The 19,476-nt window shown below is 73.2% G+C and carries 20 protein-coding genes and 3 pseudogenes; 11 read left to right on the top strand and 12 right to left on the bottom strand.

Annotation, left to right across the window (positions count from 1 at the left end):
- Positions 1–7: 7 nt before the first annotated feature.
- Together ACIF6L_RS14175 and ACIF6L_RS14180 are read right to left on the bottom strand one after the other, a co-directional pair.
- Positions 8–1,132, bottom strand: a complete 1,125-nt coding sequence (locus ACIF6L_RS14175) for a fatty acid desaturase family protein (protein WP_396491066.1) — start codon at positions 1,130–1,132, stop codon at positions 8–10.
- Positions 1,133–1,139: 7 nt separating this feature from the next.
- On the bottom strand, positions 1,140–2,204 hold the full coding sequence (locus ACIF6L_RS14180; RefSeq protein WP_396491067.1) for a ferredoxin reductase: 1,065 nt from the start codon (positions 2,202–2,204) through the stop codon (positions 1,140–1,142).
- A gap of 87 nt (positions 2,205–2,291) precedes the next feature.
- On the opposite strand from ACIF6L_RS14180, the gene ACIF6L_RS14185 reads away from it, so the two are divergent.
- Complete coding sequence (locus tag ACIF6L_RS14185; protein ID WP_359838270.1) at positions 2,292–3,431, top strand: helix-turn-helix domain-containing protein; 1,140 nt, start codon at positions 2,292–2,294, stop codon at positions 3,429–3,431.
- Between the two features lie 390 nt (positions 3,432–3,821).
- Positions 3,822–4,739: an oxygenase MpaB family protein gene (locus ACIF6L_RS14190; RefSeq protein ID WP_396491068.1), complete on the top strand. Its 918-nt coding sequence runs from the start codon at positions 3,822–3,824 to the stop codon at positions 4,737–4,739.
- Positions 4,740–5,575: 836 nt separating this feature from the next.
- Here ACIF6L_RS14190 and ACIF6L_RS14195 read toward each other — a convergent pair.
- The 3 genes from ACIF6L_RS14195 to ACIF6L_RS14205 all read right to left on the bottom strand — a co-directional run bounded on the left by ACIF6L_RS14195 (position 5,576) and on the right by ACIF6L_RS14205 (position 7,133).
- The gene (locus tag ACIF6L_RS14195; RefSeq protein ID WP_396491069.1) at positions 5,576–6,433 is read right to left on the bottom strand and encodes a hypothetical protein; all 858 of its coding nucleotides are present in this window, start codon (positions 6,431–6,433) and stop codon (positions 5,576–5,578) included.
- The gene (locus ACIF6L_RS14200) at positions 6,433–6,636 is read right to left on the bottom strand and encodes a hypothetical protein (protein WP_396491128.1); all 204 of its coding nucleotides are present in this window, start codon (positions 6,634–6,636) and stop codon (positions 6,433–6,435) included. The genes ACIF6L_RS14195 and ACIF6L_RS14200 overlap by 1 nt, the downstream gene beginning before the upstream one ends.
- 251 nt (positions 6,637–6,887) lie before the next feature.
- A complete protein-coding gene (locus ACIF6L_RS14205) occupies positions 6,888–7,133 on the bottom strand; it encodes a DUF2945 domain-containing protein (RefSeq protein ID WP_359838276.1) in 246 nt (81 codons plus the stop codon).
- Positions 7,134–7,540: 407 nt separating this feature from the next.
- On the opposite strand from ACIF6L_RS14205, the pseudogene ACIF6L_RS14210 reads away from it, so the two are divergent.
- From ACIF6L_RS14210 to ACIF6L_RS14220, 3 genes and pseudogenes are all read left to right on the top strand, one after another.
- Positions 7,541–7,704, top strand: a pseudogene (locus ACIF6L_RS14210) (LLM class F420-dependent oxidoreductase); the annotation flags it as partial.
- A gap of 181 nt (positions 7,705–7,885) precedes the next feature.
- On the top strand, positions 7,886–8,419 hold the full coding sequence (locus ACIF6L_RS14215) for a hypothetical protein (protein WP_396491070.1): 534 nt from the start codon (positions 7,886–7,888) through the stop codon (positions 8,417–8,419).
- A gap of 132 nt (positions 8,420–8,551) precedes the next feature.
- The gene (locus ACIF6L_RS14220; RefSeq protein ID WP_396491071.1) at positions 8,552–8,863 is read left to right on the top strand and encodes a hypothetical protein; all 312 of its coding nucleotides are present in this window, start codon (positions 8,552–8,554) and stop codon (positions 8,861–8,863) included.
- Between the two features lie 502 nt (positions 8,864–9,365).
- On the opposite strand, the gene ACIF6L_RS14225 is transcribed toward ACIF6L_RS14220, so the two are convergent.
- The 4 genes from ACIF6L_RS14225 to ACIF6L_RS14240 all read right to left on the bottom strand — a co-directional run bounded on the left by ACIF6L_RS14225 (position 9,366) and on the right by ACIF6L_RS14240 (position 12,246).
- Positions 9,366–9,938, bottom strand: a complete 573-nt coding sequence (locus ACIF6L_RS14225; RefSeq protein ID WP_396491072.1) for an Asp23/Gls24 family envelope stress response protein — start codon at positions 9,936–9,938, stop codon at positions 9,366–9,368.
- Positions 9,939–10,547: 609 nt separating this feature from the next.
- Positions 10,548–10,814, bottom strand: coding sequence for a DUF4235 domain-containing protein (locus ACIF6L_RS14230; RefSeq protein WP_329485119.1), 267 nt, complete (start codon positions 10,812–10,814; stop codon positions 10,548–10,550).
- Positions 10,811–11,128 carry a hypothetical protein gene (locus ACIF6L_RS14235; protein ID WP_352292540.1) on the bottom strand — a complete coding sequence of 106 codons (318 nt, stop codon included), beginning with the start codon at positions 11,126–11,128 and terminating at the stop codon, positions 10,811–10,813. Before ACIF6L_RS14235 ends, ACIF6L_RS14230 begins: the two co-directional genes overlap by 4 nt.
- Before the next feature lie 746 nt (positions 11,129–11,874).
- The gene (locus tag ACIF6L_RS14240; RefSeq protein WP_396491073.1) at positions 11,875–12,246 is read right to left on the bottom strand and encodes a hypothetical protein; all 372 of its coding nucleotides are present in this window, start codon (positions 12,244–12,246) and stop codon (positions 11,875–11,877) included.
- Between the two features lie 70 nt (positions 12,247–12,316).
- On the opposite strand from ACIF6L_RS14240, the pseudogene ACIF6L_RS14245 reads away from it, so the two are divergent.
- A pseudogene (locus ACIF6L_RS14245) lies at positions 12,317–12,412 on the top strand (IS630 family transposase); the annotation flags it as partial.
- Between the two features lie 138 nt (positions 12,413–12,550).
- On the opposite strand, the gene ACIF6L_RS14250 reads toward ACIF6L_RS14245, so the two are convergent.
- On the bottom strand, positions 12,551–12,928 hold the full coding sequence (locus ACIF6L_RS14250; RefSeq protein ID WP_396491074.1) for a nuclear transport factor 2 family protein: 378 nt from the start codon (positions 12,926–12,928) through the stop codon (positions 12,551–12,553).
- Between the two features lie 331 nt (positions 12,929–13,259).
- Here ACIF6L_RS14250 and ACIF6L_RS14255 point away from each other — a divergent pair, with 331 nt between their 5' ends.
- The 5 genes and pseudogenes from ACIF6L_RS14255 to ACIF6L_RS14275 all read left to right on the top strand — a co-directional run.
- Entirely contained in the window at positions 13,260–14,552 is a 1,293-nt protein-coding gene (locus ACIF6L_RS14255; RefSeq protein WP_396491075.1) for a serine hydrolase domain-containing protein, read from the top strand.
- Positions 14,553–15,229: 677 nt separating this feature from the next.
- Complete coding sequence (locus ACIF6L_RS14260; RefSeq protein ID WP_396491076.1) at positions 15,230–16,393, top strand: hypothetical protein; 1,164 nt, start codon at positions 15,230–15,232, stop codon at positions 16,391–16,393.
- 613 nt (positions 16,394–17,006) lie between these two features.
- Entirely contained in the window at positions 17,007–17,456 is a 450-nt protein-coding gene (locus ACIF6L_RS14265; protein ID WP_396491077.1) for an SRPBCC family protein, read from the top strand.
- A gap of 418 nt (positions 17,457–17,874) precedes the next feature.
- On the top strand, positions 17,875–18,612 hold the full coding sequence (locus tag ACIF6L_RS14270) for a hypothetical protein (protein WP_396491078.1): 738 nt from the start codon (positions 17,875–17,877) through the stop codon (positions 18,610–18,612).
- A 105-nt stretch (positions 18,613–18,717) separates the two neighbouring features.
- A pseudogene (locus ACIF6L_RS14275) lies at positions 18,718–18,915 on the top strand (STAS domain-containing protein); the annotation flags it as partial.
- Between the two features lie 53 nt (positions 18,916–18,968).
- Here the strand turns inward: ACIF6L_RS14275 and ACIF6L_RS14280 are convergent.
- Together ACIF6L_RS14280 and ACIF6L_RS14285 are read right to left on the bottom strand one after the other, a co-directional pair.
- Positions 18,969–19,184, bottom strand: a complete 216-nt coding sequence (locus tag ACIF6L_RS14280; protein ID WP_396491132.1) for a hypothetical protein — start codon at positions 19,182–19,184, stop codon at positions 18,969–18,971.
- Positions 19,185–19,294: 110 nt separating this feature from the next.
- A complete protein-coding gene (locus ACIF6L_RS14285) occupies positions 19,295–19,474 on the bottom strand; it encodes a transposase (RefSeq protein ID WP_396491079.1) in 180 nt (59 codons plus the stop codon).
- Positions 19,475–19,476: the final 2 nt, after the last annotated feature.

The raw sequence follows: 19,476 nt of genomic DNA on the forward strand, positions 1-19,476 counted from the left end.
CACCGTGTCAGTCGTGCTCGACCACGACCATCGCGTGCCCGGCCGGGGTCATGACCTTGGGCTTCTTGGTGGGCAGCGAGAGCCGGAAGACCTTGTGCCACGCGGAGAACACCTGCTCGGGCAGCGGCCCGGTGACGTACTCCAGCCCGTACTTCTCGAAGAGCGCGCGCACCTTCACCGCGACCTCGGCGTACCGGTTGCTCGGCAGGTCCGGGAACAGGTGGTGCTCGATCTGGTGCGACAGGTTGCCGGTCATGAAGTGCATGGCCCTGCTGCCGCTGATGTTCGCCGAGCCCATCATCTGGCGCAGGTACCACTGGCCGCGTGTCTCGCCCTTGATCGACCGGCGCTCGAAGACCTGTACGCCCTCGGGGAAGTGCCCGCACATGATGACCGAGTGTGACCAGATGTTGCGGACCAGGTTCGCGGTGAACGTGGCGGCGAGCGTGGTGAGGAACGACGGGCCTGACAGCAGTGGGTGGATCACGTAGTCCTTGAGCACCTGCTTGCGGATCTTGCGGCCCACGGCCTTGGCCCGCGCGCGGAACTCCGGGTCCTTGCGGCGGCGCTTGTGCAGGTTCTTGCCGAGCTCCAGGTCGTACGCCGCGATGCCGTACTCGAAGAAACAGGCGTTGAGGAAGTTCCACAGCGGCTGGCCGAGGTGGGCCGGGTGCCACTCCTGGTCCTCGTCGACGCGCATGATGCCGTAGCCGAGGTCGTTGTCCTTGCCGATCACGTTGGTGTACGTATGGTGCAACTCGTTGTGCGAGTGCTTCCACTGCTCGGCCGGCGAGACGTGATCCCACTCCCAGGTGGTGGAGTGGATCTTCGGGTCCCGCATCCAGTCCCACTGGCCGTGCAGGACGTTGTGGCCGATCTCCATGTTGTCCATGATCTTCGCCACGGACAGGCCGGCGGTGCCGAGCAGCCACGCGGGCGGGAAGACCGAGAACAGCAGCACGCCCCTGCTGGCCAGCTCGAGCTTGCGCTGCGCCGAGATGACCTTACGGATGTAGGCGGCGTCCTTCTCGCCGCGGTCGGCGATCACCTCGTCGCGGATCGCGTCCAGCTCGCGGCCGAGCTCATCGATCTGCTGCGCGGTCAGGTGGGCGGTGGGGTCGATGGCGGTCAAGGTGCGTCTACCGTTCGATGTCGCAGGGGCCCGCCGCGGCGGACACGCAGGTCTGGATGAGGACGCCCGGCTCGGCCTCGGTGATCTCGCCGGTGCGCAGGTCGCGGACGGCGCCCGCCTTGAGCGGCGTGACGCAGCCGAAGCAGATGCCCATGCGGCACCCGGAGGGCATGAGCACGCCGGCCTCCTCGCCGATGTCCAGCAACGGCGTGGCGCCGTCCGCGTCGACTGTCGTGCCGGTGGCGCTGAACGTGACCTCGCCGCCGCCGCCGCCGTCGCCGGCGACGACGATGCGGGGTCGGAAGCGTTCGGTGCGCAGGCGCTCCCGGACGCCGTGCTCGGTCCAGTACTCCTCCGCGGCGTCGAGCAGGCCCGCGGGCCCGCAGGCCCAGGTCTCGCGCTCGGCCCAGTCGGGCACGAGTTCGCCGAGGCGGGCGATGTCGAGCTTGCCGTCCGTGGCGCTGTGCACCTCGACGAGGCGCAGCTTCTTGTCCGCGACCAGGCCGTGCAGCTCGTTGCGGAAGATCACGTCTTGGGGCCGCGGCGCACAGTGGACCATGACGACGTCATCCAACTCGACGTCGCGCAGCATGCCCATCACGGGCGTGATGCCGCTGCCGGCCGTCAGGTAGAGCACCTTGGCGGGCTTGGCAGGCGGCAGCACGAAGTCACCGGTCGGCTGGTCGAGCTGGACCAGCGTGCCCGGTGTCGCCCTGCGGACCAGGTGGTTGCTGACCTTGCCGTCCGGGATCGCCTTCACGGTGATCGTGATCCGGCCGTCCTGGCGGTCTGTCGGTGAGGTGATGGAGTAGGCACGCCACAGGCGCCTCCCGTCGACGTCGACCCCGATCCGCACGTACTGACCGGCCGCGTGGCCGCGCCAGTCCCGTCCCGGCCTGATCACGACGGTCGCGGCGTCACCCGTCTCGGGGTGCACGGCCTCGATGCGCCCGCGCAGGTCGGCGCCCGCACGCAGCGGGCTGACCAGGTCGAGGTAGTCCGACGGCAGCAGCGGCGTCGTGACCATCTCCAGCAGTTTCCACGCCCTCTTGCGGAGGGCTGCACTCGTCATGACTCCAGCTTGCTGCGCCTCAGGGTGTAAAGTCCTGACCGTAGGACGTGAATCTGGTCGACCGAATTGTTCGCAGGGAACAGAAGCGTGAGTCAAGCAATCCGGAGGGCCAGCGAGCTGGTCCTGGATGAGACGACGGTCACCGCGCTTCGGGCCGCGCTGAGGGCCACCGCCGACGAGGTCGTCCAGGCGATCATCGACGAGGTCCCTCCTTACGCGAACGCCCTTTCGGGCCGCATGGGCGGCACCATCCGCCGAGCCGTCCGCACCGCCCTGGGCCACTACCTGGACCTCGCGAGCGGGAATGCCACGGGCGGCGACGCCGGTGACGCAGCCTACGAGCTGGGCCGCGGCGAGGTGCGCGACGGCCGTTCGATGGACGCCCTGCTCAGCGCCTACCGCGTCGGCGCCCGCGTGGCCTGGCGATGTCTGGCAGCGGGTGCCGTACCCGTAGGTCTGCCCGCCGCCGAGGTCGCCAAGTTCGCGGAGCTGACCTTCGCCTATATCGACGAGCTCTCCGCCGCGAGCGCCGCGGGCCACGCCGACGAACTGGCGGCTCGGGGCAGGGCCCGCGAGCGCCACCTGGAACACCTGGCCCGCGACCTCCTCGCCGACGCGAGCCCGGACGTGCTGCTGGCCTCTGTCCAACGGGCCGGGTGGCAGCCTCCGACTTCGCTCACCGCGGTCCTGCTGCCCGCCGCCCAGGCCCGGCCTGCCTACCGCGCGCTCGACCCGGGCACCCTCGTCCTCGATGATCTGCCGGACGCCACCGGTGTGCTGCTCGTTCCCGATGTCGACCGATCGCATCTCTTGCGGCAGCTGGCCGACCGCACCGCCGTGGTCGGCCCGGCCCGGCCGTGGACTCGTGCGTCCGCCTCGTACGCGCGAGCCGTGCGCGCGCGCTCCCTCTCCTCGGGCATCCGCGACACCGAGGCCCACCTGCCCGAGCTGGTGCTGAGCGCCGACATGGACGCGTTCTCAGACCTGCGTGCCCGCGCGCTCGCACCGTTGCGGACCTTGCCCGTCGCGACCGCGCGGCGGCTGGAGGAGACGTTGCGAGCGTGGCTGCTGCACCAGGGCAGGCGGGACGAGGTGGCGGCGGCGTTGTTCGTCCATCCCCAGACAGTCCGGTACCGGATGTCGCAGCTGCGGGAGCTGTTCCCGGATCTCGCGTCGCCGTACCGGGTCCTTGAACTGACCCTGGCGGTGGGTCTTCCGGCCGGCTGACGCGTACTCCGGGCGTCCACGACCGCGTCCGCGCGCGGGCCAGGAATCAGAAGCGATTCCCGAGCCGAAGGCCGGGCCACGTCTTCCCAGGTGAGGTGCGTGGTCGGCCGCGTGCGGCGCCCGGCGCGGACCCCTGAGTCCGTACCCTCTCCGGCTCCGACGACGACGGGAACGGCACGTACGCCGCCGCTCCGGGCGCCGGTGCGCCCGCTCCGACGGTCCCCGGCAAGCCGGCCCCGCCCGGCTCTCCACGGGCCGTCACTCGCGCCCGTGATCCCTGCCGCCGGTAGCGGGGATCGCCGTGCGGCCGGTCCGACCGGGGGCGCGGCCCGTGGGCGGCGGCCCGTCGGTGGCGGCCCGTCGGCGCGGCGCGGAACTACAGTGGCAGGTATGACCGATGGCATCTCCGGCATCCCGGCCCTCGCCGCGCTCCGGCGGCGCGCCGGCGCGGAACTGTTCGCCCGGGTGGCCGGGCCGCAGGGCCCGGCGACCCGGAGCCGGATCCACGAGACGCCGGGCCCCCGGTGGTTCGGCCCGGACCGGCCCATCCGGGTCGTCCACGGGGACGCCTCGATGTTCGTCGGCGGACTCCGGGCGCTCCTGCTGCAGTCGCTGCACCCGCTGGCGATGGCTGCCGTCGAGGCGCACTCCGGCTACCGGGGCGATCCGTGGGGCCGGCTCCAGCGCACCAGCACGTTCCTCGCGGTCACCACGTTCGGGACGGCGGCCGACGCGCAGCGGGCGGTCGACCACGTGCGGGCGGTGCACGAGCGGGTCCGCGGCACCAGTGCCTCGGGGGAGGCGTACCGGGCCGGTGATCCACACCTGCTCGGCTGGGTGCACGCCGCCGAGGTCGACAGCTTCCTCCGCGCCCACCGGGCTTACGGGGAAAGGCCGTTGGACGACGAGGCCTATGACGGCTACGTGGCCGACGCCGCCGTCGTGGCCGCCGCGCTGGGTGTCGTCGACCCGCCGCGCGACCAGCGGCAGCTCGCCGGCGTCCTCGCGGCGTACCGCGCCGAGTTGCACCGGACCAGGGCAGCCCTCGACGCGGCGCGGTTCATCCTCCTCCGGCCGCCCCTGCCGTGGGTGGTCCGCCCGCCGTACGGGCTGCTCGCGGCCGGCGCGGTCTCGCTGCTGCCGGGGTGGGCGCGGCGGGAACTCCGCCTGCCCTACCTGCCGGTGGTGGAGGGGCCGGCGGTCCGGCTGGGCGCGGCCGGCGTGACCAGGGGGATCAGGTGGGCGATGACCCGCCCGCCCGGGGTGGGCGAGGCGGGTCGGCGGGTGGACCCGGGCGTCCCGACCTGACCAGGACCCCTGACCAGGACCTCTGACCAGGACCTCGGTGCCCCGAGGGGGTGGACACCCGGCGTCCTCCAGTAGTGGCGCCGGCCGCCGCCCGGAGGACGACGCCGATCACGGCCAGGACCAGACCGGCGCCGGGTTCCGTGAACTCCTCCTGCGCCAGGCGCCGTACCGGGAGCGCCAGGAAGCGCGGTGTCCGGAGCCCGTCCGCGGCCCGCAGCCGGGCGGCCATCGGCGACCCCCGCCCTGACCGGGGGAAGGGGTGCACAGCGACGTCAGGAGCTCGGGACAGCAGGGTGGGGACCTCACACCGAAGGACTGGACACCGAAGGACCGGGCGCTGGCCCGCGAGGTGGCCGCCTGCCGGGGGTGGCCGGCCGGGAGGGTGCGGTGGAGCCCCGGCGCTTGGAACGGCGGCGCGAGGCGCTCGCCGTTCTGGTGACCGGCCTGGCCCGCACCCACGGCCGCCTGGCCTGGTTCCTGGCGGGGTGCGGTGCGGCGCTCTCCTCCCTCCTGCACTGGCGGCCTCTGCCGGCGGGGTCGGTCGCCCACCGGTCATCGCCGGCGGCGCGCGGCCGACCGCCCGAACCGATTCGCCAGGCCCGCCACCGCCACGGTGAGACCGAGTCCGGCACTGAAGAGCAGGATCGTCAGAGCCAGCACCGCCACTGTCGCCATCATGAGGATCGCCCTCTCTCGTCCAGCCGTGCGGCGCCGGACCTCGTGTCCCGCGCCGTCCGGGAGCCCGCGTTCCCCGCGCGGCCGGGACCACACGGGCGTCGGCCCGCCGACCGGGGGCGAGATTCAGCCAAGTGGGCCGACGGCCCCGCCCCTCGGAGCTATTCGCCGTCCCACGCGGTGGCGGACAGCAGGGCCCCGGCCGACCAGCGGGCGTAGCGGCAGCTCACCGGCAGCGGGAAGTCGACGGCGGCGGGGCCGGTGACGGACCGCAGATCGGCGAGCAGGGCGTCGTCGGGCAGGGCCGTTGCGGCCTCGCGCAGCAGGGGGTCACCGCTCAACCGGGCCGCCGCGGCGGTGACCGGCTCCACCGTCGTCGCCTCCCGCTCCGGGTCCGGCCACCGATCGCCGAAGTGTCGGCCGAACGTCCTGACCTCGATGGCGGTGCCGGGTCCGGCCTCGGCCCGGGCCGAGGCGAGTGCCTCCTCCAGGCAGTCGGCGAGGCGCTCCAGCCAGGCGGTCAGCGACGGCGCCACGCGCACGGAGTCGGTGGCGTCCCAGAAACGGAAGACCGGGCCCCACGCCCCCGTGACCCGGTCGACGTCCACGTAGGTGTGGCCGTCGCCGTGGTCGAGGTAGACGAACCAGTGGGTGCCGGCGCCGCCGGCGTGCTCCACGTACCAGCTGCTGTCACCGGCCGGGTAGCAGCCCCGGTTGAAGGGGTGACCCAGGTCGACGTGCTCGATCGACAGGTGGCCGTTGACCGCGGACCGCGAGACCGTGATCCGCACGCCCCCGACGACCCGCAGCAGCGCGCGGATCTCCTCGGGCACCGGCGCCGGCCAGCCGTCCATCTCCTCGTCGCTGATCCCCGGGTCCAGGACCACCAGCCCCTCGGAGGACTCCGCCACCCGCCGCAGCCGCCCCGCGGTCCGTACGGCGTCGTCGCCGGCGGCGCTGCCGGCGCCCTGGGCCGCGCTGGGCGTGCTCGCGGCGCCGTCGGTCGTGCGGTCGGTCATCAGGGTCCCCCTCGGTCGGTGCGTCGGCGGCACGACCCTACCGCCGGGAGGGGACAGTCCCCGCCGGACGACGGCGTCGAGCCGGGCCGCCCGGCCGGGCCGCCCGGCGGCCGACCGAACGCCGTCGGCTCGATCAGGACCACCGGGATCTCCCGGTCGCTCTTCGCCTGGTACTCCTCGTAGGCGGGCCAGTGCTCCACCATGAGCGGCCGGGCGGCGGCCCGCTCGGGCCGATACCGGACCTGGGCCGGGCGCGAGGCCTTCGAGCGGTCCTGCCGGCCCGCGCTCGGGTCCCTCTTCGACCTCGCCGACTCACGCTGCAAGGCTGATGACGTTCTCGTGTTCCTCTCGGAGGGCGACCCGCCGACGCTCTTGCTGACGCCGCTTCGGCTGAAGCCGCTCTTGCTGACGCGCCGTCAGGGCGAGCGGTGCGTGCCGGCGCCGCCGTGTCCGGTCAGTCCTTCCGTCGGCGCAGGGCGGACGGCCGGTGTACGGCCGTCCGCCCGGAGGCGGAACTGCGCACCTCGTACTGCGGCTCCTCGGGTGAGGCGTCGACCGTCCGGCCCGCGGCCTCGACCTGCGAGGTGATCTCCCGCTCGACCCGGCCGGTCACGGTGGTTCCGTGACTGCGCCAGGAGACGTGGTCGCCTCGCCGCAGCCGCTTCCGCCCGTTCCCCGTGGCGTGGGACTTGGTCGTCATGGTGCGTCCTCCCGGCTCCGACCGCGTCGTGGGTCCGACCGGGCGTGTGCCCATCCCCGGCCGAAGCGAATCTCGCGGGCCCCTACGGGGAGCGTGGAGCTCCAGCCGTCCGCTGCCCCAGCGCGGCGGTCGGTCGTGAGGCGGTCGGTCGTGAGGCGGGCGGGCGTCGCTCGAAGCGGCGCCCGCCGCCCCGTCTCGGGCCGATCGACCGGCAAGGAAGTGTGGTTCTGCGGGACCCGGGCAGGCGTCCGGGCATGGTGAGATTCGGCTACACGGTGATGAGCGGGCGGGCCGGCCCCCGGCACCTGGTGCGGGACGTCGTCCACGCCGAGCAGGCGGGCTACGACTTCGCTGCCATCTCCGACGACTACTCTCCGTGGCTGGACACGTCGCCGAGTCGAGTCCTCGCGGCTCCTTGCGGCGACCGCGTCGAGGGCTTCGTCGAAGCGGTCCGGGCGTACGCCGACGCGGGGTTCGACGAGGTGGCGCTGGTCCAGGCGGCGGTGACCACAGGGAGGTCTTCCTCGACTGGTCCGAGCGCACCCTGCTCCCCGCCCTGCGTGAGCTGTGACGCGGTTCACCTCCCACGCCCGGGCCCCACCGGGCCGCGTCCGTCTGGGAGAGCCTGCCCGCCGGCCCTGCGCTGACGTCAACCGCACGGCCGCCCCTACTCCTGTCCAGCTGACCGCCCCACCCACCTGACCGACATCGACGAGACTGACACATCGACGTGACCGAGGAGTGTGCCCCCGATGGACGCCGACCACAGCACCAATGAGTCTGCCCGCACCATGGCGGAGCTGAGTTCGCAGGCCGAGGAGGCCCGCGACCGTCTCGCCGACACGGGCGCGGAGCGCGACGCTGGCAGCGACGTCGCAGCCCGGGCGCGCGATGCAGCCGACCAGGCCCGGGAACGCGTGCTCCGAAGCACCGAGCAGGCCCGGGAACGGGTCAGCCACGGGGTGGCCGACGCACGGGAGCGCGTCAGCCACACCGCCGAGCACGCCCGGGAACTCGTCGGCCACGGCGCGGATCAGGCCCGGCACGCCGTGGAGGAGGGACTCGGCGGGGCCACCGACAGCCTGCGCGCCGGGGCGGTGCGGGCGAAGGCGGGTTTCGCGGGTTTCACCGACACGGCCGGGTCGGCGGTCGCGCGCGACGGGGAGGGCCCGGCCCGGGACGTGGTGCTCCAGTCCGCACGGTACGCCGGGCCGGTACTGGCCGCCGCCGGTGCCGCCATGCTCGTCGCCGCCGCTGTCGTGGCGCTCTCCCGCCGCCGGGCCTGACGCGCGCCCCTGAAGGACCGCCCGGCACCGGCCGCCCGGCACCGGCCGCCCGGGTTGCGCGACGCGGTCGCGCCCCGCTCCGGGCGGCCTCCGCGGGCCCGCCCGGCAGCCCTGCGGCCCCCACCTGTCGCCGTGGGCCGGCCGGGCGGGCCGCATCACGCCGGGCAGCGGCGGATCGGCGGGGTCACGCTCCCCGCGCAGGCGCTGCGCCCGGGGTATGACGGCATCGCGCTCCAGCGGGTGCTCGTGGCACCGATCGACTCGTCGAACAGCACCATCGGCGACCCGCCCTACCGGCTCACGGTCTCCATCTCCGACCCCGCCGTCGGCGCGCTGCGACGCGCATCCGGATCACCTCTGACCGGCGATTTCCTGAGCGCGGACAACCGGATCGACCCGGCACTCGGCTTCCCGGCCGACGACCCCGCGCGGGCGGCGGTCTGAGTTCCTCCCGAACCGCCCCTGCGCCACACCGGCGGGGGCGGCGCGTGGCTGGGTGATCAGCGGGCGTGCGGCGGGTGATCGACTCCTTGGTGCAGCCGAGGTTGCGCTGAGGGCGCCACCCGCGCCGACGTCACCGTCCAGCTGCCGACCCGGCTCCACCCTCCTGCTCTGCACCGGCGGGCTGGCCCGACCGCGCCCTCGCGCCACGGCTCTGACCCGCCACCCGCTGGGGACGTTCGGCGAACGCCTCCCCGACCACGTCCCCGCCGCACAACCACACGATGTCGCCCTCCTGGCCATGCGCGTGCCCTGCCGCTGGAGAGGAGGCTCAGGGGCCGTCCGTGCCTGCGCGGGCGGCCGGTCGTTCCTGCTACCCGGTGCTCGAAGCCGGCCCGTGGAGTGCGGGAGCGGACCTGCGGTGATCCGGCCGACCGGGACCGGTCGACCGGGCACCAGGGCAGGTCGTATGGGTGGGTCCCCCGGACGGCCCCGAGGGTCCGGGTCAGATGACCCGTGGTGTCTCGCCCGCCGCCGGGAGGTCGTCCTGCGGCAGGTGGACATCGGTGACGCGGACGTTCACCTCGACCACCTCCAGGCCGGTCATCTGCTCCACTGCGGTGACCACGGCGGCCCGGAGAGCGTCGACCGTGCGCGGGATGGAGAACCCGTACTCCGTCACGACATCGAGGTCGACGGCGGCCTGCCGTTCGCCGACCTCCACCTCCACCCCGCGAGCGGGGTCGTTCCGATCAGCGCCCCCGTGATTGCCATGTGTGAGCGAAGGTCCGCCGCCCAGCCGGTGGACACCCGGTACCTCGCAGGCGGCGGTGGCCACGATCCTTGCCACCGCGCCCTTCAGAACGGTCGTTCTGCCGGCGGGCGGCCCCGAGGCGTCCTGCTGCCGGACCGCGGCCACGGGACCGGGGCGCTTCGGCCCGGGGCGTCCGGGCCCGGTACCGGGCGCCGACGAGGGCTCGGCTGCTGCGGCCGCGTAGTCGCCGGGGGGCGTGGGGGCCGTCGTCGCGGGTTTCTGCACCGCACCGCTGCCCGTCGGGTTGGTGGGATAGGTCATCATCGTTCACCTGCCTGCACCTCGTGGCCGACCGTACCGGCCGACCACCGAGCACCTTCCCACCACCGGGTGGACCAACCCTGGTTCGACCGGCGATCGGGGTGCCGTGGCGCCGGGAGCCGGGCGGGCGGCTGAGGTTCGGCTACTGGAGATGACCGAGCAAGGCCGGCCTCGACTGCTCCGACCGCCGCCTCCCCTGGCTGGACACCCAGGGCCACGCGCCCACGCCTGCGCCGTCCTCGGGGCCATCGCCCAGGACGGACAGCAGGCTCAGGGGCGGGCCGGAGGGCCAGGCCCGGGCGTCGGCGGTGAACCGTCAGGTGGGCGAGGGCTTCCGACCCCGCGGGACAACACGCCGCGTGCCGTCCCGCGGGCATGCAAGCGCAGGACGGCCGGTGCCAGCTCGTGCTCGACGACCCCGCTTGAGCTTCCCTCCCTGGTGGAACCAGTGGAACCAGTGGAATCGGGTTAGCCCGGTGTGCGGCCGGTGGGGTCGAGGCCCCGTTCACGCCCGGCCCCCGGCGCGGGCATGAACGGGGCGACCGCCGGGGGTCGTAGGGCTCGGCGCGAACCGGAGCCGGGGGCGCTGTTCCAGCTCGAAAATGCCGTGGTTCAGGCGGGCCAGGTGCCCGTCAGGCGGTGGGTGGCGGCCGCGCCTCCCCGTTCGACGGCGGCCTTCACGGTGCCGAAGATCGCGCCCTGGAGGGCGGCCGCGACGAGTATCTCCAGCCAGGTACGGTGCTCGTCGGTCGCGTTCGGCGCGTCGTCGTCGTGGCCCAGGACCTTCCAGGTCTGCTTGAAGAGGGCGCCGGCCAGGAGGCCGGCGGATGCGCCGAGCAGCAGGCCGACCGGCCTGTAGGCGATCTTGGCGGCCTTCACCGGCGCCGTCCGAGCAGGCTGCGGAGCAGGACCACCGCGAGGACGGCTGCCGCGGCGGCTGCCAGCAGCGGCGACCGGTTGGCGCGGGCGGCGCCCACGGCCCGGCCCGCCTTCGAGCGGACCTGCGCCGGGGTGTGGTCCGCCGCGACACGCCCGGCATGCGCCGCCGTACCACGGGCCTGGGCCGCCAGGTTTCCGGCGCGGTCCAGGACATCCTTCGGGGCGTGGTCACGCATGGTCCGGGCGGTTTTGGTGACCGTGTCGCGAACCGCCTCGGCGGCGTGTGCGACGGTCTCCTGTGCCGGGTTCTTCACAGCTGTCCCCTTTCGTCTGCGAGGGCAGGGTGCGTGGCCCGCCCGTCGGCGTCCGATGTACGGCCGAGTCCTCCGCAGGTGCGGTTGGGCCGGTACAACCCCGGCTACCCCCGAACGCGCCGCGCATCCGCCTTTGTTCGGCGCGGGCGGCCCAGGTGATCCCGGCCGGGTGGAAACGGGGTCGTGGGATGACGGGGTATCGGTGGCGAGGTATGTGCGGAGCGGACGGTTTCGCCGCCGCGCCGTGGCTGCCCCGCGACAACGCCCTGCCTCTCCACCGCCTTGCGCAGTGCCCGCACGGGGCCGCCGCTCAGCTCCCAGAGGATGCGCAGGCTCCACCGCCGCCCGAACAGGTCGAGTGCGGCCATCAGGGGGAGGTCAGCGGTCGAACCGCGAACTGGTCAGCCTGGCTGTGGCGTTGACGTGACGTGGAGTGTGCCGCCGGCGGCGCGGGGGCGGCAGCCCGACCGCCGTTCTGGACCGGACCATGGGCAGTGCTGAGAGGCGATCCCAGCTTGACCTTCGACCTCGAGCGGGCCAGGCGCGCTTGGGCGTGGGTTCGCTCTCATTGGTCTCGCCGACGTCATGGCGGGGAGCTGGCTTGCCGTTCTTCGCACCTGGGAGCGCCCGGGGCCGGGCCGGAGGGTTTCGGCACGCTGGCCGGGGGAGCGGGGCGTCGGCGCGGATGTCGCGGACCCCGCGGCGGCCCCGGGCCGGGTCAACTCCGCAGCGGGCAAAGGGCGGCCTCAGCCTGCGCGTCGGTGCGCGGAGACCAGCCACCGCCAGCGTCGACGCTCCGTGAAGAGGGTGGCGGCGGCCAGTGCGGTCACGAGGGCCGCCACCCAGGCGGGCCAGGCCAGCCACGAGGAGACCACCGCCGCCGCGAGCTGGAGCAGTACCAGCAGGATCGTGGCCCAACCCGGCACCGCGACGACCACGTTGGCTTTGTCCCCCGGGGTGGAGAACAACGTCGGAAGGCCGATCAGGGCCAGGACGGAGAGGGTGGCAAGCAGCCACGAGTAGTCGGCCAGCGCCCAGGGGGTGGCCACCCATGCGACGAGTTCCGTCGAGAAGCGGAGCGCGGACGCAACGCGGTCGTCCGGGCCTTCCGAGGTCATTGCCCCAGCAGCGGTGTCGGTCACCTGCGGACGATCTCACGGCGCGCGGCCGACGGCCAGGGGTTCGGGGCACCACGGCGTCCGGTACTTCCACGGCTGCTACTCCGTCGGCGACGACACCCTCTGGGGCGTCAACCGCCGCAGGAAGGGCGCCGCGAGCACCCTGACGCCCAGCGCCGCGAGCGTGCGCGTGTCCGCACTGAGAAGGGCATCCGCCGGGGCGGACGCCCCCTCAGCACCGCGGCCTGAGCGACCGCGAACCGCAGCCCCCGGCGTCCCGGGGTGACAGCGACAGAAGGACGACTCAGGAGGCGGACGGCTCGATCTCCCCCGCAAAGACGATGAACTGGTCGATGAGGCCCCGCCGTAGATGGACGACGTCCGTTCCCGCCAGACGGGGGCCTCCATCCGGCGTGGTGAAGACCCACTGGTACCGGGCCCACTCGTCAGGCATGTCCACCGCTGAGCAGCGCACCATCGTGCCGCTCCCCGCCGGGTGGCGTCGGATGTCCAGCACGAACCGCTCGACTGCCGCGATTCCTTCGCTGCGACCCAACGGTCCCCAGAAGACCACGTCTGAGGTCAGGGCCCGGGAGAGCAGGGCAGTCACATAGCTGTCGTCCGAGGTGTTGAACGCGGAGATGAACGTGTCGATCGCGGAGCGTGCCGTCTCTTCCTGCATCCCCCAGTAATACCAGCCATGGCGCGTGCGCTCATCCCGCGAGCCGCCTTCCGATCACGGTGGACCATCCCGGTCACAGCACTGGCGCTGCGACGAAGCGGTCCACCGCAACGGTGCGGACGCAGAGGGAAGGGGGGTGCCGCTCGGGGCGGGGCGTCGGGCTCCGGGAGGACGGGCGGGTGGGACCGGGGTCCCGGAGGTGTCATCCCGGGGGCGCAGCGGCGAGGGGCCGGTCTCGTCCTGTGCGCGGACGACCCTCGGGGGCGGTGGGTGGTTCGCTGGAAACCACCCGGGAGGCCCCGGGAACCCCTCCATCGACAGGAGTTCCTTCGTGAACGAGCGTGTGTCGCCCCGGTCCCGCCTCCGTCTCCGACCCGGCGGGCGGGCCCGCACAGCGGTGGCCGTCATCGCCGGCGCACTGACGCTCGGCACGCTGGCGATCGGCGTGCCGACCTCCGCCACGGCGTCCCCGGCCGCCACGGCGTCTCCGGGCTCCGGGGCTTCCACGGCCGCCACGGCGTCCCCGGGCTCCGGGGCGTCCGCGGCCTTCGCCGCCGACTCGGCGACCGTCGGTGACGCCGCGTCCGGCTCGCGTCGGCCGGACGGAGTCCAGCAGGGGTTGGAGGCCCTGGTGAGGGACTTCAAGGCTCCGGCCGCGCTGGCCACCGTCACCGGCCGGGACGGCCGGACCCGCCGGTACACAGCCGGAGTCGGTGACCTGACCACCGGGGCGAAGGTGCCGGTGGACGGCCAGGTGCGGGTCGGCAGCAACACCAAGGCCTTCACCTCGGTGGTCGTGCTGCAACTGGTCGGCGAGGGCAAGGTGGGGCTCGACGCCTTCGTCGACACCTACCTGCCCGGCCTGCTGCGCGGGGACGGCATCGACGGACGGAACATCACCGTCCGTCAGCTCCTCCAGCACACCTCTGGCCTGCCCAACTACACGGAATACCTGGAGGGCGACCGGCTGGACCGCTACCACGAGCCCCGCGACCTCCTCGACCTCGCGCTCGCCCACCCGTCCGACTTCACCCCTGGCGACGGCTGGAAGTACAGCAACACCGGGTACCTGGTCGCCGGGATGATCATCCAGAGGATCACAGGCCGGCCGGTGGGTGAGGAGATCACCCACCGCGTCATCGACCGGATCGGTCTGCGGCACACCTACTTCCCCGTCCCGGGGGACACCACCGTCCACGAGGCGCACCCCGAGGGCTACGACCGGCTGACACCCGACGGCCCGCTCACCGACGTGACGCGGCAGGACATGTCCTGGGGATGGGCCGCGGGGGCGCTGGTCTCCACGAACACCGATCTGAACCGGTTCTACACGACGCTGATCGGCGGCGGCCTGCTCGCCCCGGAGCTGCTCGCGCAGATGCGCACGACCGTCCCGGTGGACGACTCCTTCGGCCAGGGGGCCCGCTACGGGCTGGGTCTGGCCAGCTTCCCGCTGACGTGCGGCGGCGTCTACTGGGGCCACGGCGGCACCCTCCCCGGCTATGTGACCCGCGGCGGCGTCACCGAGGACGGCCGCGCCGCCAACATCGCGGTCACCACCGTGCCCGCCGTCGAGGCCAAGCCGCGCATCGCCGCCGACGTGGACGCGGCCCTCTGCCGGTAGACCGGCGGGCAGCGCGGTCCCCTTCGTACCGACTCCCGGGGGATTGGCCCCCGCCTTGACGAGGAGAGCGGGGCGGCGGCCCGGATCCGGACGTGGCACCTGCCCGGCCGTCGACCGGATGGTGTGCGTCTGCGAGGTGATCGCCACATCACCGCGGTCGCTGTCCCGGGGCCGGGTCCGCGGTGAGAACCACCCTCGGCTCCCGTTCCCCTCGTCCGGATAGCCAGTGCGGTGCTGCCCCGGCGGCACCGCACCCGACCCCGCACCGCACCCCTCCCGCGCAGCCTCCGGGCTGCGACCCTGGTGCGGCGCGGCGGCGACCCGCCGGGCCCCGGGACGGCCGCGGAGTACGGGGCCGCTTTGTTGACGGACTGTCACAGGAGCGGCGGGAAAACCGGGCCCGAAGGTCCGCCGCGTTGGTACCGTGTCGCGACCAGAACGGCTTGACCGGGGGAGCGCGCTGGTCCGCGTTCCCCTTCGGGGGAGGAGGTTTTCGGGTGCGGATCACCAGGGTGGCGGGCGTCCTACTGGCGGCGGGGGTGCTCACGGCGTGCGGGAGCGGCGGAAGTGGTGGGACTGGTGACGGCGCGAGTGCGGGGGCGGCTGCGGGAACGGCCTCGACGACGCCGGCCGGGAGCGGTGCTCCGTCGGCTCCGTCGGATGCCCCCACCCTCGCGATGAAGGTCCCGGCGGCGTACGGGACCACCGCGCGCTGGCAGCTGTCGGCCCAGCAGGCTGTGAGCTACGGGGTGTTGCCGAAGGCCGGGCTGGTGGTCACGCTGTCCGGCACGGACCAGACGTATCTGCTGACCGCGCGGGAGGCCGGCGCCGGGAAGGTCCGGTGGGTGAGCAAGCCGGTCAAGGGCCTCGGCGAGGCGTACGCGCCCAGGCTGATGGTGGTGTCCGCCGGGGGCAAGGAGTTCGTGGTGCTCTGGTCCACCGGCAAGTCCGGCGGGGACGCGCTGACCAAGGCCCAGCAGATCTACTCGATCGACGTCTTCGCCGCCGATGGCTCGGGCCAGGACGCCGTCCCCGCCCAGCACCTGGAGATCCCGATGCCGAGCGGCGGCCGGCACGAGGTGCTCGACGGCGGTGGCGGCAAGCTGCTGCTGGACTCGGTGACCGACAAGGTCACGGTGGTCGACGCGGCCACCGGCGCGCAGCAGACCGTCGAGCCCAAATCGCTCACCGCGCCCACGGGTTGCCTTCAGTGCAACGGCCCGGTCGTGGCGATGACCGGCAAGGGCCCGGTGGTCAGCAACAGCCTGGACGCGACCAGGTTCTGGTCGCCGGCGGGCTGGGACAACACCACGGTGGCACCGCCCGAGGCGGATCCGGCCCAGGCGGCGGTCTGGCCGGTGGCCGGCGGCCAACTGCTGGCCCGCTGGCAGGAGAAGGACCAGGGCAGCCACAACGTGTGGGCCGTCCTGGACGGCGAGAGCGGCCAGGTCAAGGCGTCGGTGCTGTGTGACAAGCCGCTGATCGGCACCGGAGGGGCCCCCGCCTCGGCGCTCTCGCCGAACGGCCGCTACCTGGTCTCCGAGCACCTGGCCTTCGACCTCACCGCGAAGAAGGGCTACTGCTTCGAGGAGACGAAGAGCAGCAAGCCGCTGACCTTCACCGCCGTCACCGACGACGGAACGGCCTATGGCACCTCGCTCACCAAGGACGGCGGCATCGACGGCTCCAAGGCGCCCGTCCAGCTGTCGCTGGCCACCGGGACCGCGCAGGCGCTGGACGGTGTGGACGGCGTCCCGGTGGCCGACCTGGCCGGGGTGGGCGTCTTCAAGGTCCCGTCGGTCTCGGAGGGCGGCCTGGTCGCCTACCCGCGCAAGGGCTGACCAGCCTCTGGGCCCGCTCCTTCGCACGGCGGCGGGCCCTCCCGGGGCACAGGGGCGGCGGGGAACCACCGCTGCAGGTACTCCGGCCGCACTTCGTGATCAGGTGGCGAGTCTGCGCCGGTAGTGGCTGTGGCGGGCTCGTCCGTGGTGCGTCCGGCCGCCCGATCGACCAGTGGAGAGCGCCGCTGATCGAGGATTAGTGCGTTCACCAGGTGGCCGATCTCGTGGGGGCCAGGTCGATCGTTGGCTGACCGGATCCTGCGGGAGCGGTGGTGGCTTCGGCCACCAGGAAGGCCAGGGCGCCGAGAACCTGAGCACGGCCCACCCACGCCTGCGCCGCGCGGTGAGAACCTGCGGGTGAGGGCGAGAAGAGCGGACCCGCCCAACCGTAGGGTCGACCGGGCTCCAGGCCGGCGGCGCGTCATCCGGCGCCCCGGGCCGCGGCACCGCCGTAAGGCGCACCGCGGCCGTAGGCGTTCGTACTCGGATGGGTGGCGGCTGTTACCGGTTCGCCCGGGATGGGACGGAATCGGTAGGGGCCGGGCATACCGGCCGACGGTCGGGGCAGGTGCTTGCCCGACCGTGAAAGCGATGCGAAGGCGAGTGAGCAGCGATGAGCAAGGTGCAGGAGCAGATCGACGTCGATGTGCCGGTCAGCACGGCGTACAACCAGTGGACGCAGTTCGAGCAGTTCCCGATGTTCATGGAGGGCGTCGAGGAGATCACCCAGCTCGACGAGCGGCACAACCACTGGAAGACGAAGATCGCCGGTGTGTCCCGGGAGTTCGACACCGAGATCGTCGACCAGGTCCCGGACGACCACGTGGCGTGGCGTACCACCAGTGGTGACGTGCGGCAGACGGGGATGGTGCGGTTCGAGCCGATCGACGCGACCCATACCCGGGTGATGATGGAGATGGACTTCCAGCCCGGCGGTGTGGCCGAGAAGGCCGCCGACGTGACCGGCATGCTCGACCGGCAGGTCAAGGGCGACCTCAAGCGGTTCAAGCACTTCATCGAGAAGCGCGGGACCGCCTCTGGTGGTTACCGCGACACCCTCTGACCCGGACCACGCCTTCAGCCGCCCCCGTCACGTCCACGGATGTGGCGGGGGCGGGGTCATGTGCGAGCGGGAGCGAACCCGGCCGACGTCGCGTCGCCGGTGAAGCACCGCGTCGCGCGCTGCGCCGGAGTTGACGGGCCGCAAGCGGGGGCACCTCACCTCGGCGCCTGCGTGGCCCGGTCCGCGAGTCGGCGCCTGCGTGGCCCGGTACGCGAGAGGGACTGGCTCAGCCGAAGGAAGCTGTCCGAGCGCTCCTGCACGAGATCCGCTGACGCTCCGCCATCCACCTGGGCGGCGTCCACCTCGGCGTTCCTCCGGGATGTACCGGTTCGCTGTGCCTTACCGGCCCCCGGGAGCGTGAACCCCGTACGGCGGGGAACCCGCTGGTGACAGCCACGCCGCACACGGGAGACGTTCCATGGACTCAGGTAGGAAGACGCCCGGCCACCGGGCGAAGGCGCTGCAGCGCTTCCCGCGCCACGACCGCCGCGGCGAGGCCCGGCTGCCCGCGGTGCTCGCCACCCTGGCGGCCGTGCTGCTCTACCTCGTCCTGCCGGAGCAGCTGCTGTTCGTCCCGCGCTTCGTCCTGCCGGGCCTGGAACTGCTGCTCTTGATACCGCTGATCGCGGTCAACCCGCGCCGGATGACCCGGCAGAACCGCCTCTCCCGGATCGTGTCGCTGACCCTGGTCGCACTGATCGGCATCAGCAACCTGATCTCGCTCGGCCTGCTCGTGCACGCCATGGTCACCGACAAGGCCCAGGAGGGCGGCCCCCTACTGCTCGCCGCGCTCCAGGTCTGGGCCACCGGCATCATCGTCTTCGGCCTGGCGTTCTGGGAACTCGACTGCGGCGGCCCGGTGGCGCGCACTCAGGCCGAGCGCTCCGAACTGCCGCTGGCGGACTTCCGCTTCTCCCAGGACGAGAACGACGACGCCGTCGAGGAGGTCGCCGACGGCTCGTCCCGGACCAGCGACTGGGTCCCCACCCTGATGGACTACCTGTACGTCTCGGTCACCAACTCCACCGCCTTCAGCCCCACCGACACCATGCCGCTGTCCCCCCGGGCCAAGGCGCTGATGGCCATCGAGAGTATCGCCGCACTCATGACCTCGCTGCTCGTCATCGCCCACGCGGTCGGCGTCCTCGACAAGTAGCACGGCACACCGGTCGAATCCGCCACGGGGCGAGGCCGGCTTCCTCGGTGGCGATGTGGGCGCGCGGCAGCTCGATGTCGACCAGGTCTCCCTGCCGCACACGCGTTGAACCGGGCCATCGTGGTCCAGCCGGCTCCGTCGACGCTCGTGGTCGACCTCGGTGCTGTCACGTTCACGGACTCCGCCGGCCTCAACACGCTGCTCGCCCGCACGGAGGCCGACCGCCGGGGCATCGCGGTCCGACTCGCCCGCCCTTCGCGTTCGGCCGCCCGGGTCCTGGAGATCACCGGCGTGGACCGGGTGTTCCCCGTCGACGCGGACGGGGCCGCCCCCGCCTACTGGAGGCGCGTCGGGTGCTACTCGCGCAGGCCTCGCCAAACGGAGTGGCGTAGTCGGACGGCCGGGGTGAGTTCGAGGAACTCGACCTCAGCGCGCAGTTCGGGGCGTACGAACCGGACCTCGGTGCCGCCGCCTGCCCCGTCGTCCTCGCCGCGGCCCCCACCGGCCTGGCGCCGCGGGCCCTCGACCGACTCGCCGCCCCGGCTGCGCCGCAACGGCACCGTCCTGCTCACCCCCGGCCCCTGTCGCGCAGACCGACGACCAGGTGAGGTGGCGGAGCCGGCGGCGAGGACGAGGGCGGCGCAAAGAGCGCCGAGGAATTCGGTCGTCGTACGCGTTCGCGTCAGGGCCTCCCGCGCGGTGTGAGCTGCTGGAACAGGCCGCCGACGCCGGTGAGCTGCAGCCCGCTCGCGCGGGCACGGGCGACCAACTGCACGATCAACTGGCCGTCCAAAGCATCCGGCCGCAACGCCGACGGCCGCATAGCCTCCACGGCCTCGGCCGAGACGGTCACGTCTGTCATCA

The organism is Kitasatospora sp. NPDC086009 (assembly GCF_044540385.1).
In the GTDB taxonomy this organism is placed as follows: domain Bacteria; phylum Actinomycetota; class Actinomycetes; order Streptomycetales; family Streptomycetaceae; genus Kitasatospora.

Excerpts from the sequence above, each read along its gene's own strand:
- ACIF6L_RS14180 (WP_396491067.1), bottom strand. The coding sequence starts at position 2,204 with ATGACGAGTGCAGCCCTCCGCAAGAGGGCGTGGAAACTGCTGGAGATG.
- ACIF6L_RS14190 (WP_396491068.1), top strand. The coding sequence starts at position 3,822 with ATGACCGATGGCATCTCCGGCATCCCGGCCCTCGCCGCGCTCCGGCGG.
- ACIF6L_RS14195 (WP_396491069.1), bottom strand. The coding sequence starts at position 6,433 with ATGACCGACCGCACGACCGACGGCGCCGCGAGCACGCCCAGCGCGGCC.
- ACIF6L_RS14200 (WP_396491128.1), bottom strand. The coding sequence starts at position 6,636 with ATGGTGGAGCACTGGCCCGCCTACGAGGAGTACCAGGCGAAGAGCGAC.
- ACIF6L_RS14205 (WP_359838276.1), bottom strand. The coding sequence starts at position 7,133 with ATGACGACCAAGTCCCACGCCACGGGGAACGGGCGGAAGCGGCTGCGG.
- ACIF6L_RS14215 (WP_396491070.1), top strand. The coding sequence starts at position 7,886 with ATGGACGCCGACCACAGCACCAATGAGTCTGCCCGCACCATGGCGGAG.
- ACIF6L_RS14225 (WP_396491072.1), bottom strand. The coding sequence starts at position 9,938 with ATGATGACCTATCCCACCAACCCGACGGGCAGCGGTGCGGTGCAGAAA.
- ACIF6L_RS14240 (WP_396491073.1), bottom strand. The coding sequence starts at position 12,246 with ATGACCTCGGAAGGCCCGGACGACCGCGTTGCGTCCGCGCTCCGCTTC.
- ACIF6L_RS14250 (WP_396491074.1), bottom strand. The coding sequence starts at position 12,928 with ATGCAGGAAGAGACGGCACGCTCCGCGATCGACACGTTCATCTCCGCG.
- ACIF6L_RS14260 (WP_396491076.1), top strand. The coding sequence starts at position 15,230 with ATGAAGGTCCCGGCGGCGTACGGGACCACCGCGCGCTGGCAGCTGTCG.
- ACIF6L_RS14265 (WP_396491077.1), top strand. The coding sequence starts at position 17,007 with ATGAGCAAGGTGCAGGAGCAGATCGACGTCGATGTGCCGGTCAGCACG.
- ACIF6L_RS14270 (WP_396491078.1), top strand. The coding sequence starts at position 17,875 with ATGGACTCAGGTAGGAAGACGCCCGGCCACCGGGCGAAGGCGCTGCAG.
- ACIF6L_RS14285 (WP_396491079.1), bottom strand. The coding sequence starts at position 19,474 with ATGACAGACGTGACCGTCTCGGCCGAGGCCGTGGAGGCTATGCGGCCG.